Source organism: Bacteroides fluxus YIT 12057 (assembly GCF_000195635.1).
GTDB classification, from domain to species: domain Bacteria; phylum Bacteroidota; class Bacteroidia; order Bacteroidales; family Bacteroidaceae; genus Bacteroides; species Bacteroides fluxus.
In genome coordinates, this window is the sequence record NZ_GL882610.1 from 1 (window position 1) to 15,220 (window position 15,220).

Genomic DNA, 15,220 nt, shown 5'->3' on the forward strand with positions numbered 1-15,220 from the left:
TCACGTAGTGGGGAATAAAAAGAAAGGAAAGAAGCTTATAAATCCTTTCCAAGTAGGGTGTAAATGATGATTTTGATGTCATTCCAGAAGGACCAGTTATCCAAATATTCAATATTCATCCGTACCTTATCCGGAAACAATACCTCATCATTATATTTTTGAGGATTCTCCTGTTCCGCCAATATCTCTTCCTCATTCCGGTATTTTAAACTTGCAGGGCCGGTAATGCCGGGTTTCAAAAGAAGTATCCGCCTATTCTCTCCTTCAAGTTTGTCAGCATAGCCGGGAACATCGGGACGGGGACCGACGAGACTCATGTCACCTATCAATACATTCCATAATTCCGGCAATTCATCCAGTTTATATTTCCGTAATTTGGCTCCCAAAGGAGTAATGCGGCCTTCTCCTTTTACAGATACGGAACTGCCCGAATGGCTGACAGTCATAGATCGGAATTTGTACATGGTAAATAATTTCCCGTGTCGTCCCACTCTTCTCTGAGTAAAAAGCACAGGACCGCCCGGCATCTTGATGTGAATCAAAATACCAACTATGATCAAAACAGGAAACAAGAAAATTAGACCGAAAAAGGAAGCGATACGGTCAAAAATGGATTTTAGGAACATGAACAGAACTTTGTTTATGAATTTTACGCCATAAGTAAGAGCAGAAGGTCTCTTTACGTATAATAGCCATCATTCAAATTCTTTTTAATACTGCATGCAATACATATCCGCAAAAACAATACATCGCATATAAAACAGACAACCTTTCAATCTTTCGATATACTTTCCATACATCCTTTGCAGCTTTCCATTTTTTCGAAGTATTGGAAGTTGAAACCAAACGATAACCTGCCAACACTTCTTTCAGCCCATACGCTTTAAATCCTCGCTTCATAATCAATAACCACAAAGCCATATCATGACTGCTCTTTATCAAAGGCATTCTGAAGTCACCCGTTTGTTTTCTATCAATCATTACTGTCAGACAACCTATTATTGTATTCCGCAAATATTGATGATAGGTCAAAGAAATAGGAACTCTCACAATATTCCCTGTTTTTCTTCCATCTTCTTCCATCACATAATAATCAGAAAACACAAAAGCATAAGAATTTTGTTTCATAAAGGCCAACTGTTTTTCCAGTTTGTCTTCATTCCACACATCATCACTATCCAGAAAAGCTATATACTGCCCTTTTGCCTGTCCTATAGCTACATTCCGGGCTGCGGCTGCCCCTACATTCTTTTCTAACGGAAACAACCTAACCCTTTGGTCTATATCCACAAACTTTTGTACTATCCTTACAGAATCATCTTTTGAACAGTCATCCACTACTAATAACTCCCAGTTCAAATATGTTTGTAAAAGAACAGAATTAATACTTTCAGTAACGAACTGTGAAGCATTATACGATGGCATTATTATAGACACTAGCCCCTCTGTCATAACAATTATCCTATTTTTAAGTAAGTAATACCTTCCAATTCCGAGGCACTAAATACATTTCTTCCATCTATCAGTACCGGCGTTTCTTTCATAGCCTTCTTTATAACTCCCCAACTTGGCATGCGGAACTCTTTCCATTCTGTTACATGGAAGATGGCGACCGCATCAATGACCGTATCATACATATTTTTACCATAGGAAATCAAATTACCGATACGACGTTTACATTCATCCATTGCTACAGGATCATAAGCACAAACCTCACAACCGGCTTTCAACAAACTATCAATCAACACCAATGCCGGTGCCTCGCGCATATCATCGGTTTCAGGCTTAAAAGCAAGTCCCCAGACAGCTACTTTTTTCCCTTTTATGTCCCCATTGAAATATTTCTCGAATTTCTCAAACAAGATATTCTTTTGACTTTCATTCACAGCTTCCACTGCATTCAGTACACGCATATTGTATCCGTTCTTTGCAGCAGTCTTTATCAGAGCCTTTACATCCTTGGGAAAACAGGAGCCACCATATCCACAGCCCGGATACAGAAACTTACTCCCTATACGGCTATCAGTACCAATACCTTTGCGTACCATATTGACATCAGCCCCTACCAACTCACACAAATTGGCTATGTCGTTCATGAAACTGATACGTGTAGCCAACATAGAGTTGGCAGCATATTTTGTCATCTCAGCTGATGGAATATCCATAAAAATCACACGAAAATTATTCAACAGCATTGGTTTATAAAGACGAGTCATTAACTCTTTGGCTCTCTCGCTTTCTACCCCTACCACTACACGGTCAGGCTTCATGAAATCATCAATGGCATTACCTTCTTTCAGAAACTCCGGATTGGAAGCCACATCAAATTCCACTTGCACACCACGTTTATCCAATTCCGCCTGAATGGCAGCTTTCACCTTCCTCGCAGTACCAACTGGTACAGTACTTTTGGTCACCATTACCAGATATTTATTCATGTGCTGCCCAACAGTCCTTGCAACTTCCAGTACGTAACGTAAATCTGCACTGCCATCTTCATCCGGAGGAGTACCCACCGCACTAAATACAATTTCCACTTCATCCAATACTGAAGCCAGATCTGTTGTAAAGTGTAAACGGTCCGCTTTTACATTGCGTAATACCATACTATCAAGATTAGGTTCATAGATAGGTATTTCACCTTTCCTCAAACTTTCTATCTTCTGTGCATTAATATCTACGCACGTTACATGGGCACCCAGTTCTGCAAAACAAGTGCCTGACACCAAACCGACATAGCCGGTACCAACTATTGCTATATTCATAATTTATCTTTTTCTATTTGTAAGTGTATCGTACTTCCCGCATAATCTCCAGTAGGCAAATTTATAACCTGCTTATAATCATTTATTTTTAAATTTATTTTATTCTCCAATTGAGTTGGCTCAGCTATATACACATCTATATTTTTCATATCCACATTCTTCACCATCAGAATGCATGGAGTATCTACTGAAAAAGTGAAATTATTATACGAAAAGGTTCCCACAGAAAAAAAAGTCAAATATATAACAGAATCAATTTTATCAACTACAACCTGCATTTCCTGATCATTTTTCAAAATTTCAATATTCTTTTGCAAATCCTCTACTATATTCATACTTGAAGGATTAGGAATTACCATATAGGCATAATAGTTACAGAGAGAATGTTCTATAATTATAGAGAAAATAGGCTTTATTACAGGAGATAGATGATAAGAGGCTTCATTTATAGATGACCAACGACCAGTTTTATTTTCTATATCCATTAAAAAAGTATCTGGAGAAAGAAGTAAGTACCAAATATTGTTATGGCATATTTTGCCTATAACATTTTTATCCTTAATGTTATATATTTCAGAATTTCCTCTATATACACATTGTTCAATGCAAGTATGTAACAGATTATTATCCTGCGATTCTAAAGAATTTCCCAAACAAACAAGAGCATCTTTTGTTGTGTAATAGCCCTTTTTACCTCTCAATCCGCTATCATTCAATTCCAACACATATGAACTAACATTTCCATCAGAAACACCACCAGAGAAATTACTCTTTCCATAAACTCCTCCATCATATTCAAAAGAAGGTATTGTCATAGTAGAGGTTACTCCAGGAATCATATTCCAATTCCATACAGGAAATACATTATAATACTCATCACCTAATATTCTAAAAGAAGTAGCCCCTAATGATAATAATGAACCTAAGATATTTTCGCCGTTCATACGTTCAGGTTTTCTTATACGTGTAGAGGTTCCTCCTACACTTATATTATACCGTTCATTACAATGAAGTAAATAGTCTACCTTCCAAAAATAATGACTAAACTTATTATTACGAGGCTGTAAATCTTCCACGAAATATTTGAGATATTCATCATAAATATTTTTATTTTGCGAATCTATCAATCTCATATCTTTCAATAATGGAAGTAATGAAATCCGTTTTAGATAATTTTCTCGAGATATTTGCCTTCCCAATGCTATATAATCAATATATTGTCCTCTTAGGCTATTTAAATAGGTATTTATCAGATAGTCTGATATAAAATTTACATTATCAACAGACAAAGCATAGTCTGTGCCACGTGTAAACATCCCTATTTTTATTATACCCGAAAATAAAACTTCACCATAACCGCCAATATACCGAATATCATGTGATAGAGAACTTCCATCTACTTGTACGCCTTCATGATCAATGTATTTAAGTTCGCCATATGCAGCCTGTACACTCTTACTTAAAATACTATCATTACTTAAACAGACCCCTCTTAAAAAATGATATGTTGCTATATCTATTTTATTAGCACCTTGGAAATCATCAAGTGACAATTTATCCAAATACTTAACAAAATAGTTCCAATTCTCATCTGTTATATATTCATCTAATAAAACCAATATTTCACCAACAACTGTACAAACAGCGATTGAATTAAACCACCAATTATTAGAAACATACTTTCCAATTCTCCAATGTTCCAAAGCATCGTTAACAATATTAATAATTTCCTCATTTCTATTGGATAGTTTTAAATAATAAGCCACAGCTAGCTCTTTAGTTCTCAGCAAATGATAATAAGGTTCCCAATCGGCCATTCCTTGCTGATTTTCATAATTTATATCAAGCCATTTTCCATCTAAGAAATTATTTATATATACATCTACATTGGCTCTTATTGCTTGGCCTCCATCATCAGCAGCATAATTTAAAATAGTCGCTCTTGTTTGTTCCAAAATCAAAAACGCTTCTTCATTATTTATCGCAATATGAGTAGTGCTTACTTGCTCAACAGCTTTCTCTGAACATGATATGAACAAAAAGAATAAAATCATCAACGTTTTAAAAACTGCCAATATTCTTGACATATACAATAAAGCATTGTATTTAAAAGGATTCTTAATGTATATAAATGAAAAGGCCAATTGCTGTTTTACTACAGTAAATAGTCTATCTATTAATCGCATTTTTTTTCTAGATGCTGACATTTCCCTAATCCTTCTATAATAGATACAATTAACATCTGTTTTTTGTATTCGTTTGATTTCATCAGAAATGGCAAACATAAAAATAGCATCTTCTCCTTTCGTAAATTTTATGTCAAAACGCTTATCCCTTATTACAGATATAGGAATCAGTTTGCAACAAGCATTCGATAAATAACACCTGTTCTTGAAGATACCAGAACTATTATCTTCAAAAGTCAAATAGTCTTTTATTCTATCATTTATATTGGACTTAAAATTATAAACATTTGATACAACGATAGATGATTCCTGCACTTTTTCATATAAACATTCCAAATAATTATCTGAAACAATATCGTCATCGTCAACAAAACTAACATACTCTCCTTTGGCTTTTTCAAGACCAATATTTCTGGCATTAGATACTCCCTTTTTATTCGTGTAATACAGTGTCATATTACTTTTATCAGACAAAAACTGTAACAATTGATTATAATATGGTTCTTTAAAACCATTCAATACAATAATCACTTCATACAAGTCCAAATCTAATGTTTGAGAATGTAAAGAACACAAACATTCATAAATATATGCTTGTGGTCTATATGTTGGTATAATGACACTTATCATTTAGTAAATAAAAAAACTATTAATACTCTTAACAAGTCAAAAGACTACAAAACACATTAAAGAATAAGCATTTCAGAAATACGTAACAAAGACTGAACTATACAAATATTCTCCAATAGGAAATACAATAACCTTTAGGCTATACAAAGCTATAAGATATAATATGGATAATACGTATAATTTAAATTTACGTTTTTGTAAATCAACTAGATAATAAAAAAGCGGAAATATTGATAATATGAAAAAATAATGTCCAAATCTATAAGTTACAGAAGAAACTATGCATATTGTTTTTATTAAATAAGAAAAAAGTCCAAACTGAAATATCCGTATATCCTTAGCTGATATTTTGTGTGTCTCAATTATGGAAACAGAATAATAATATAAAGGAAACAATATCAACTTCGTTAATTTGTTAGAAACAGAAACACCTTGTTGCAAATAGTCACTTTCTGCATAATGAGAATATTGAGGAACTACTACAATTAATTGTTTAATGATTTCATCAGCAGGAATAAATGCTAAAATAGCTGTAATAATTATCAAAACCTTTGCAAGTCTTGATGTTAAGATAATATTCCTAAAAAAGAACAAAAAAATAATTGAAATAGCACTGATGTGAAAGCCTGTCGCCAAAATAACATAGACAAAAAATTTTTTTTTCTTCTCTTGCAACAATTCAAGTATAGCTAATGTCACAAAATATACAGCTGTACATTGCCTTATTCCATTCATCTGACTATGCAACATTGTTGAAACAGTCACAAATAAGAAAAATAATAATGTATAATTATGCCCGACAATTTTTGCTATAGCTAAATATAGAAAAACATAAAGTAATGCAAATAAATAAAAGAAAAATTGCCCTTCAAATCCCCAACTTTGAAAAGCATGAACTAATCCATAAAAAAAAACTTCTCCCTTATTTAAATAAAAACTTAAATCCGCTTTTCCATTAAAAATGCCTAAATAGCTATAGTAATCTGTTCCAACATTTAATTGTCCACCAATAAAAAAAGTCCATAATGCTATAAATGGAGAGATATACAATAATAAGAAACTATATGACTTAGCATGATACTGCTTATCATAAACATAAAAAGCCATTAATCCCGAAAACAGGAAAAGAATATATAACATTAACCGTTAACTTTTAACATTTTGTCATATTTTTCTATTGCAATAGAAATATTAGGAATATTCAAAATACGATATTCGTTAACTTTAAACATACGCCTTGACAATCTTATCATTGCTTTTCTATTCAAAAAGAGAAAGAAAGATAATAAAATACTTATCCTATTTCGCTGTCGATCCATACTTTTAACCTTATCCCTTATTAACGGAAACAGAGAAAGGTTATTACCTATAAGTCCAGCTAAAAAGCATCCTTGACTAAATTTCGGCAATAAGTCAGAACGTTTTAATTCAATAATAGCTTTCAATGCACTTTCAGCCCAAATTGTTTCAACTGAATACAATTCAGGGATTCTTCTATCCCAATGATATTGCCTTCCAAACAAATGAGGAGCAGAAGATAACTCTCCTCTGTGACCTCCTTTATGGCTTTCAGCTGTAGAACTGCGAGGACAAGCACCTGCCACTGTAATAGGATAGTCTATAACCACATACTCACGACACAATATGGAAGCAGCTACAGCCAAATAAATGTCCGGTGACAATCCACCTATATAGTGCCCTGTTATTTTTTTTATTTTTTGCAAAATATCATTTTTCACTATTCCATGATAAACTTTCGGTAAAAGGTAACTACTATAATTTATAATACCATTTTTAAGTAGCCGCTTCAACTGCTTCTCTCCATTAAGAGTTTTAGTTTTTAAAGTTCCTTTTCGCCATAATAATGTCCCAGATTCTCCAATTAATTTATCAGGCCAACTATATTTTAGCTGATAACTTGGAGAGACACACAAGTAACCATTATCTTTGGCCCAAACAGCAACATCAAAAATACAAGATAATACTGTATCATCATCCCCTATCATTACAACATATTCCCCTGTAGCCATAGACAATGCGTAATCCATATTAGTCACAGAGTTAATACGACCAATGACATGATTATACAATAATCGTGAGTCATCAATTTCTGCTACAAACTTTTCTACCTTATTAGAATCTGAATTATCTTGAATGACCAATTCAAAGTTCTTATTATCATGAGCTAAAATATTTTTTATAGCCTCAATACAATAATATTCTCTATTTCTCGTTGGAATAACGATAGTTAACAGCGGATTCATATGCATAAATTAACATGAAAAAAAATCTTTCAATTCGTTTTTACTAATCTCTTCAATCCCTTTAAAATAAAACCTGGTTTTAGCTTCTGGATTATCAATGAAATATTGAGTAATTTCTCTTTCTCTTTCAAAAGATATGACACGTTGTTTATTTCGTCGAACTATTTTAGCTGGCATTCCGGCAAATATACATCCAGAATCAGCTTCGCCATAAGCCTTGTTCAATAACGCATAGCGAGTTGTTATACTGCAATTTGGCAATTCACCTCCACCAAGTATGCTCGTATTCATTGAGAGCCAACAATAATCTCCTATCTGTATGCTTTGAGTTGGATTAGACACCACACCGGTTTCCGTATCACGTATGCAATGGATATTGGAATCCATAATAAAACAGCCTGATGAAATCATAGCATATTTACCTACTGTTACATGATGCACAGCCTTCAACAATACCCCACTACATATCAAAACACCTTCGCCTAATTCCATTACAGCTTGCGGCCATACCACTACACTAGCGCTCTGATTTATAATGCAAGTACCTTTTACCACTAATTTCCCTTGCAGAAAAATCTGTGCTGGCATATAAGAAATAGGCATATTATCCACATCTTTTCCTATAATAACCGTACCAAAACAAACGGGACACTGAAATTCCACTTTACCAATCAAACTTCTTAAATGAACTTTCCCTACTACTACAAAAGGAAAATGAATTGCCTGATTAATAGGCAAAAGTTTGAAATTTAAATAAAAAGTTTTCAGCCAATGTACTCGAATCCCAACACCAATCCAATGACGAAATTTTCTATAAGTGTTTTTTAATTTCATTTTTCAACGATGCAACAATATTAATACGCATTTGTTTATGCACATAGTATAATGAATAGCAACACGAAGTAATCAACAGCATACTTCCAACTAAATATCTCATCCAATCCGCCTCTATGTCTCTAGCTTGCTTAGAAAGAAAGGCAAAAGACAAAACTACGAATATCTTAAGAATCACCGACCAATTGAAAGAGATAGAAAATTTCCATTTCATTATGTAATTAAAAACCACTAATTGTATAAAACCGGATAAAAAATAGGCTATGCCCAATCCTTTCAATCCACAATATTGATACAACAAAATATAAAAAACTAACACAGCCAGATTTATCATCAATGATGAAGTTAAAAATAATTTAGAGCGTTGCTTAGCCAACAATATCATACCCATACTGTTGGAACAAATTATCACAATAGTTCCAAGAATAGCGTAGTCAATATATTGTGACACAACAATGAAATCAGATGAATATAAAAAAGTCAAAAAGAGAGGAGATAGAAATACGAATAAAACGACTAAAGGTAATGCCAATAACAGCCCTACTTCCGATTGAGAATTTACCGCATCATTCAGTTTTTGATTATCTTTGTTGACCGCTGAGATACGAGGGTAGTATTCTGTTGACATAGCAGTGATAATGATTCCAAAATAACTACCAATGATAGTTATTCCCGATTGATAGTAGCCCAAGACACCCAAACCTCCATAATTGCTGATATAACTTGCCACAATAAAATTAGTAACTTCAAGCATAAACGATAGTAGCATCAATGAGATTCCCATTTTTATCATAGGAAAAGAGCGAACAAAAACCTCTTTTATAGACATACAAAGAGAAAAGCATTCCACTTTCTTTACATAAAAACATGATATCACCAGGGTAGCAATAGCCGAGAATACTAAAGAAGGTGCAATCCCTTGTATCCCCCATAAAAAATAGAAAGGAAGAGCTATGAAAAGACCAACAAACGCTCCTAATATGCTAGCTTTAGCCAAAGAGCGAAGTTGTCTGGTACCAGTCAAGATAGCTCTCAGTCCATCATTAAAAATAGTAGCAGCTACTGCAACGGATAATAGCACATAAGAAAAAACATAGTCATAATTTCCAAAAGAATAGTTGCTCAATATTGGCGACAGGACTACCATTAATACAAGTCCCAACCCACACGTAAACCATATAATCCTTTTGACAAATGATATTGTTTCTGAGCAATTCTTACTATTTCCACTTCCATAAGCCTCCGAAATATCCCTCACCGCACTTTGATTGATACCCAATCCAGCTCCTGTTTTCACCATATTTATCGAAGTTTGAAACAAACTGATGATGCCCAGTCCTTCTGCTCCCAGCAAAAGTGCAACCACCTTGTTAATTCCTACCTTTACAATAATATTAAAAACCTGAACAAAGCCAAACAAAAAAGTTGTTTTGAGAATATTTTTATATGACACAGAGTCTGCCATATCAATCTTTTATAAAGTCTTCATCATCAAGCCACCACCCACAAGGTAAAGCTATAAAACGAGAATAAAAGTTTTCTACTCCGGACAAAGACAACTGTTTACCGAAAACCGAATAACAGTTATTAGGAAGGTGCACCCCTGAAGCATAATATCCCATTTCCCTAAAATGGGAAAGGTCTATACGCTTATTATTTGACAACAAACCATATACCCAATAATTAGGTTCCACATCCTCCCTGCCCATTAATTGACATTGCACATCAAATAATCGTTGTTCCCAATAATGCCCATTTCTAGTTTGACAAATTAACAAATTCACAATATTCTCCATAGCACAACAACCAATATAACTATTAATTTCACTCATAGTAGCCCCATAACCTTTCATATAGATGTCGCATGCAGAAGATATCTCTCCTATATCATCACGGAAAATCTGCCGCCTGATACCAAAATCTCGCATAAGCAGTGCCTTATTATAAAGTTCCTTATCTTTAAAAACCACAGCACCACCATCTATCGTGTTAGGTAATCTAACTGTCTGAAAAGAATAGATAGAGATATCAGTACCCAAATTTCCTGTATAGTTGCCTTTATATTTAGAGCCAAAGGCTTCTACGCAATCATCTATAACCGGAATACCATATTCCCTTCCTATCGCATTGATTTCATCCACATAACCTACATAGCCACAAAAATGGTTATGAAAGATCAGCCTTGTTCTGGATGATATTTTCTCTCTCACACTATCGGGCGATAGCGTTCCCGTAGTAGGATCTATATCTGCCCAAACTACCTTTAATCCAAAAGTAAGCAGAGGCATATTGGATGCAAGGCAACTCATAGGAGAGGTTATAACTTCATCCCCCTGTTGCAAATCCAATGCGGCCAATGCTATTTGTATGGCGGAAGCATAAGAATTCGTAGTCAACAGATAGTTGACACCAAGGAATAATGATAACTTCTCCTCAAACAAATGCCCCCACTTCCCATAAGACAAAGCACCGGAATGAAGAATTGCATCCAACTCCGGCAGTTCCTGAGGCATGTAAGGTTTATAAAGTGGTATCATAATTCAGAACTTTAATACTGTACCCGCCCAACTCAAGCCTACGCCGAAGCCTGTTACCATCACATCCATACCCGGTGTAATCAGACCGGAGGACACACAATCTTTCAGTCCTATCAGAACTGTGGAAGACACTGTATTACCCGTACTTTCAAGGTTTATGTAAAAACGGTCCTTAGGCAATCCACATACTTTCCGAATCGTATTGAGCATGAATTTGTTGGCTTGGTGGAAAATATAGTAATCCATACTTTCTTTTTCCATCCGATTCTTTGCCAGCACATCATTCATTAAAACAGGAACCGCTTCAAGAGTGAAATTGAAGATTCCTCCTCCATTCATATAAAGAAAGTCATCATAGCATGCATGTCCTTCATCATCTAAAGTGTGCTGACCCGTGGACTGTCTATAACGGGACGCGCCTGTTTTTACAATAAGATTTTCAGCACCGGCACCATCGGTACCCATGGAGAACTCTCCTATTTCAGCTATACCATCCGTTGAGACCAAACATGCGGCCGCCCCGTCACCAAAAATAGAACGGTTGCTCTTATCCGAAGGATGAAGATATTTATTATAGGTCTCAGCAGTCAGCAATAACACATTCTGTGCAATGCCACCTGCAATCAACCCTTTTGCAACAGCCAATCCATAGACACAGCCCGAACAACCCAAATTGTAGTCAAAAGCGCCTATATTGGTACGTAAGCCCAGACGATGCTGCAGGATACAAGAAGTGGAGGGTAGAAAATAATCTGGACTTTGGGTACAAAGAAGTAGGAAATCAACGTCTTGAGGATCTATACCATATTCCTCAAAAAGCATACGGGCAGCCTTTTCGGCCATGTCACCCGCTGTCTCGTCAACTGCAGCCAGATGACGGGAACTGACACCTACTTTAACAGCAACCTTATCAACGCTCCATTCCGGAAATTCTTGTAACAGTTCCTCATTGGTAACAACCCTTTCAGGCAAATAATAAGAAATCGCTTTTATATACGCATTCATGTATTCAGAATATTAAATGTCACTCCCCTCCCCCTGTCAGATCCACACACGTTCCCGTCATCCATGAAGATGCATCCGACAACAGATAAATGGCAAGATTCGCCACATCTTCAGGAGTACCATACCGCTTTAGGGGATATTGAAGCTGAGCCTTCTCCAAATCATCCTTTGTCAGCCCTCCTTTCAGAATCAGGTCGGTCCACACCATGGCCGGGCAAATACAGTTTACCCTGATTTTCCGGGAAGCCAATTCCAAAGACAGACACTTGGCATACGAGATGATTGCACCTTTGGATGCACTGTATATGGCATTACCGATACTGGGGGAAGAAGCGGCACGGGAAGCTATATATACCATCGAAGCGGAGTTCTTGACCTTCTTTGCCCGCAATAGTTCCGCCTGCAACAATACATGGGATTTAAAATTGACGTCCATGACAGAATCCACATCCGATGCCGTTATAAATTTGCAAAGTTGACGTTGTCCTATACCAGCACAAAAAACAACACCGTCAAGTGGGGGAAGTGACACTACCAGACGTTGTAGATCACTCTCAACTGTAAGATCCGCCACGGCAACATGGTGACCATCACCCCATAGTCTGCCATAGACCTCATTGAGCCGTCCTTCATTACGCCCTGTCAGTATGACATTCGCACCCATTTGGGAACATGCAAAGGCTATACCTTTACCTATACCGGCGGAAGAACCTGTAATCAGCAGGGTTTTGCCTCTGAGTGCAAACGGATTAAAAGCTGAATCTGGCATCATTTGGAAAACACCAAGTTAAATAAATCTTCTACGGTCTCACATGCACGTATTTCTTTTCCGGTCACGGTTTTGTCATAAGCAGTCTTTATAAATGCAATGACAGACATACCAACCAACGAACTCCATTCATCAAGCTCTTTAAAGTTTGTAGCCGATGTAATTTCAGATTGTTCTGTATCATCAAACTGCTCGGCAAACCCTGATACAAATTTCTCAAGTTCCTTATTTTCCATTATTCATCTATATTAGTTGCAGGCACCCCAAACATACGGGCACCGGATTTGACATTTCTCGAAATAAAAGAGCAAGCGCCTATAAAAGCATTATTATCGACAACAACCCTGTTCATGACAGCTGCATTAGGAGCCACCCAAACATTATCCCTCAGTTCGCAAGAACCAAACAGCGTACAATTGGCTGCCAAAACACTATTTTTTCCAACCGTGCAGTTATGGGCTATATGAACATGGTTGTCAATCTTCGTGTAATCCCCTATTGAAGTAAAGCCTTCGAAAAGGCTCTTAGATATGGTACTGTTATCGCCGATTGAGACATTATTGCCAATCTTGACTCTACCTACGTGGGGAATAGACATATTCATTCCCCGGATGTCCTTTATCAATTGAAAACCTTCACCGCCAATGACACTGCATGCTCCTATTGTTACATTGTTACCAATAATCGTTCCTGATTTGATTACCGAATTGTTACCGATCAATACATTTTCACCCAGCACCACACCGTCTTCAACAACTGCACCATCCATAACTGTCGCATTCTTGATATCCGTTTTCCATGTGTAATGTGGATAATGGGAATCTGACAACTTAATCAACAGTGTATAGAAAGTACTTTCCGGAAATTCATCAATAATAAAAGAACGGGATTGCCTTTCAGCATCCGACAGTTCATCATACATCGAGGCCGTTATTACAAGCGCCTTAACTTTCGGATTGGAAAAAGCCTTTCTTACGTATTTAAGAGAGGTACAATAAGACAAGACACTTGATGACAGAATTTCGCGATTAGAAAGATTCAAGCCATTAATCATGATATCATCGCCCACAAATGAAAGACCGGAAAGCCCGGTAATCTCGGACAAGCGTAAGTCAAGCAAGTCATATCCTTGAGTGATCATTACCAACCCTTTTTTATTACTTCAACTATTCTTTCACGTTCCTCTGCAGAAACCCACCAGCCACATGGAATATGTACAAAGCTATCATACCATTTGTCCATATTCGGCAGTTCACGTTGTGACTCCTTAAATATACTATGAGTATCACTACGGTGATGTAAGGGAGACGCCATTATACCTTCGGACTCCATCATCCTCATGAATTCCTCACGACGTTCCACCCTCATGGTATAAAGCCAATAGGAGGCTTCTGTATTGGGTGAGTAATCTACCATAGTGACACCATCCACACGCCCCAATACATTGTCATAGAACTTTCCATTATCAATATATTTGCCTACAATCTCGTTTACATAACGCATCTGTACAAGGCCGATCGTAGCGTTTACATTGTTCATGGAATATTTGTACCCGACCTCCGTTATATCATTTTCCAAACGGGAACGTTTTTTATCAAGTCCAAACCAACGTAATCTTCGGGCACGGTTCAGGTCCTCTTCACTTTTCACGCACAAAAAGCCACCGTCAACAGTGGTCATGTGCTTGATGGCTTGTAATGAAAAAATAGTATAGGGGGAATTACATCCGACCATTCTACCACCATATTTACTACCTAAAGCATGCGCGGCATCTTCTATTATAGGAATGTTATACTCTTCGGAAATCTGATTGAACGCATCCATATCACAAACCATGCCGGCATAATGAACCAAAACTATAGCTTTGGTTCTTTCCGTAATCAGACTACGGACGCTTTCCGGATTTAAAAGTCCATTATTAGGATTTACATCACCCCAGACCACCTTGCCTCCCACCATAGCTATAGATGTATTGGTCGGTTCGGCAGTCATCGGGGTACTTATAACCTCATCACCGGGCTTTATTCCGGCAAGGATAAAAGAAAGGTGGAGTGCATCAGTTCCGGAATGCAATGCCAATAAATAAGGATTGCCAATATAATCTTTAAACTTATCTTCAAAATCATATACAGGTTGTCCCTCAGCTATATAGCCACTATACAGTATCTTTTCCAGTTCCGGCATCAAGACATGGCTATCTGGTATATAAGGTTTTACTAACGGTATCATT

The 15,220-nt window shown here is 36.4% G+C and carries 14 protein-coding genes; all 14 read right to left on the reverse strand.

What is annotated here, in order from left to right; all coding sequences use genetic code 11:
* Positions 1–35: 35 nt before the first annotated feature.
* Positions 36–626, reverse strand: coding sequence for a sugar transferase (locus HMPREF9446_RS02035; RefSeq protein WP_009123718.1), 591 nt, complete (start codon positions 624–626; stop codon positions 36–38).
* A gap of 73 nt (positions 627–699) precedes the next feature.
* Positions 700–1,452 (reverse strand): glycosyltransferase family 2 protein, encoded by a 753-nt coding sequence (locus tag HMPREF9446_RS02040; protein ID WP_009123719.1) that lies wholly within the window; start codon positions 1,450–1,452, stop codon positions 700–702.
* 5 nt (positions 1,453–1,457) lie between these two features.
* Positions 1,458–2,765 carry a UDP-glucose dehydrogenase family protein gene (locus HMPREF9446_RS02045; RefSeq protein WP_009123720.1) on the reverse strand — a complete coding sequence of 436 codons (1,308 nt, stop codon included), beginning with the start codon at positions 2,763–2,765 and terminating at the stop codon, positions 1,458–1,460.
* Positions 2,762–5,581, reverse strand: coding sequence for a polysaccharide lyase family 8 super-sandwich domain-containing protein (locus HMPREF9446_RS02050; protein WP_087943526.1), 2,820 nt, complete (start codon positions 5,579–5,581; stop codon positions 2,762–2,764). Before HMPREF9446_RS02050 ends, HMPREF9446_RS02045 begins: the two co-directional genes overlap by 4 nt.
* Positions 5,582–5,653: 72 nt before the next feature.
* Entirely contained in the window at positions 5,654–6,721 is a 1,068-nt protein-coding gene (locus HMPREF9446_RS02055; protein WP_009123722.1) for an EpsG family protein, read from the reverse strand.
* Positions 6,721–7,845 (reverse strand): glycosyltransferase, encoded by a 1,125-nt coding sequence (locus tag HMPREF9446_RS02060; protein WP_157243313.1) that lies wholly within the window; start codon positions 7,843–7,845, stop codon positions 6,721–6,723. Before HMPREF9446_RS02060 ends, HMPREF9446_RS02055 begins: the two co-directional genes overlap by 1 nt.
* Positions 7,846–7,854: 9 nt before the next feature.
* Positions 7,855–8,679, reverse strand: coding sequence for an acyltransferase (locus HMPREF9446_RS02065; protein WP_009123724.1), 825 nt, complete (start codon positions 8,677–8,679; stop codon positions 7,855–7,857).
* Positions 8,657–10,144 (reverse strand): oligosaccharide flippase family protein, encoded by a 1,488-nt coding sequence (locus HMPREF9446_RS02070; protein WP_009123725.1) that lies wholly within the window; start codon positions 10,142–10,144, stop codon positions 8,657–8,659. The genes HMPREF9446_RS02065 and HMPREF9446_RS02070 overlap by 23 nt, the downstream gene beginning before the upstream one ends.
* Before the next feature lies 1 nt (position 10,145).
* Positions 10,146–11,216 (reverse strand): DegT/DnrJ/EryC1/StrS family aminotransferase, encoded by a 1,071-nt coding sequence (locus HMPREF9446_RS02075; RefSeq protein WP_009123726.1) that lies wholly within the window; start codon positions 11,214–11,216, stop codon positions 10,146–10,148.
* Positions 11,217–11,219: 3 nt separating this feature from the next.
* Positions 11,220–12,221, reverse strand: coding sequence for a 3-oxoacyl-ACP synthase III family protein (locus HMPREF9446_RS02080; RefSeq protein ID WP_009123727.1), 1,002 nt, complete (start codon positions 12,219–12,221; stop codon positions 11,220–11,222).
* 19 nt (positions 12,222–12,240) lie between these two features.
* Positions 12,241–12,993, reverse strand: a complete 753-nt coding sequence (locus tag HMPREF9446_RS02085; protein WP_009123728.1) for an SDR family NAD(P)-dependent oxidoreductase — start codon at positions 12,991–12,993, stop codon at positions 12,241–12,243.
* On the reverse strand, positions 12,990–13,226 hold the full coding sequence (locus HMPREF9446_RS02090; protein ID WP_009123729.1) for a hypothetical protein: 237 nt from the start codon (positions 13,224–13,226) through the stop codon (positions 12,990–12,992). The genes HMPREF9446_RS02085 and HMPREF9446_RS02090 overlap by 4 nt, the downstream gene beginning before the upstream one ends.
* On the reverse strand, positions 13,226–14,131 hold the full coding sequence (locus HMPREF9446_RS02095) for a DapH/DapD/GlmU-related protein (protein ID WP_009123730.1): 906 nt from the start codon (positions 14,129–14,131) through the stop codon (positions 13,226–13,228). Before HMPREF9446_RS02095 ends, HMPREF9446_RS02090 begins: the two co-directional genes overlap by 1 nt.
* Complete coding sequence (locus tag HMPREF9446_RS02100) at positions 14,131–15,219, reverse strand: DegT/DnrJ/EryC1/StrS family aminotransferase (RefSeq protein WP_009123731.1); 1,089 nt, start codon at positions 15,217–15,219, stop codon at positions 14,131–14,133. Before HMPREF9446_RS02100 ends, HMPREF9446_RS02095 begins: the two co-directional genes overlap by 1 nt.
* Position 15,220: the final 1 nt, after the last annotated feature.

Excerpts from the sequence above, each read along its gene's own strand:
- HMPREF9446_RS02035 (WP_009123718.1), bottom strand. The coding sequence starts at position 626 with ATGTTCCTAAAATCCATTTTTGACCGTATCGCTTCCTTTTTCGGTCTA.
- HMPREF9446_RS02040 (WP_009123719.1), bottom strand. The coding sequence starts at position 1,452 with ATGACAGAGGGGCTAGTGTCTATAATAATGCCATCGTATAATGCTTCA.
- HMPREF9446_RS02045 (WP_009123720.1), bottom strand. The coding sequence starts at position 2,765 with ATGAATATAGCAATAGTTGGTACCGGCTATGTCGGTTTGGTGTCAGGC.
- HMPREF9446_RS02050 (WP_087943526.1), bottom strand. The coding sequence starts at position 5,581 with ATGATAAGTGTCATTATACCAACATATAGACCACAAGCATATATTTAT.
- HMPREF9446_RS02055 (WP_009123722.1), bottom strand. The coding sequence starts at position 6,721 with ATGTTATATATTCTTTTCCTGTTTTCGGGATTAATGGCTTTTTATGTT.
- HMPREF9446_RS02060 (WP_157243313.1), bottom strand. The coding sequence starts at position 7,845 with ATGAATCCGCTGTTAACTATCGTTATTCCAACGAGAAATAGAGAATAT.
- HMPREF9446_RS02065 (WP_009123724.1), bottom strand. The coding sequence starts at position 8,679 with ATGAAATTAAAAAACACTTATAGAAAATTTCGTCATTGGATTGGTGTT.
- HMPREF9446_RS02070 (WP_009123725.1), bottom strand. The coding sequence starts at position 10,144 with ATGGCAGACTCTGTGTCATATAAAAATATTCTCAAAACAACTTTTTTG.
- HMPREF9446_RS02075 (WP_009123726.1), bottom strand. The coding sequence starts at position 11,216 with ATGATACCACTTTATAAACCTTACATGCCTCAGGAACTGCCGGAGTTG.
- HMPREF9446_RS02080 (WP_009123727.1), bottom strand. The coding sequence starts at position 12,221 with ATGAATGCGTATATAAAAGCGATTTCTTATTATTTGCCTGAAAGGGTT.
- HMPREF9446_RS02085 (WP_009123728.1), bottom strand. The coding sequence starts at position 12,993 with ATGATGCCAGATTCAGCTTTTAATCCGTTTGCACTCAGAGGCAAAACC.
- HMPREF9446_RS02090 (WP_009123729.1), bottom strand. The coding sequence starts at position 13,226 with ATGGAAAATAAGGAACTTGAGAAATTTGTATCAGGGTTTGCCGAGCAG.
- HMPREF9446_RS02095 (WP_009123730.1), bottom strand. The coding sequence starts at position 14,131 with ATGATCACTCAAGGATATGACTTGCTTGACTTACGCTTGTCCGAGATT.
- HMPREF9446_RS02100 (WP_009123731.1), bottom strand. The coding sequence starts at position 15,219 with ATGATACCGTTAGTAAAACCTTATATACCAGATAGCCATGTCTTGATG.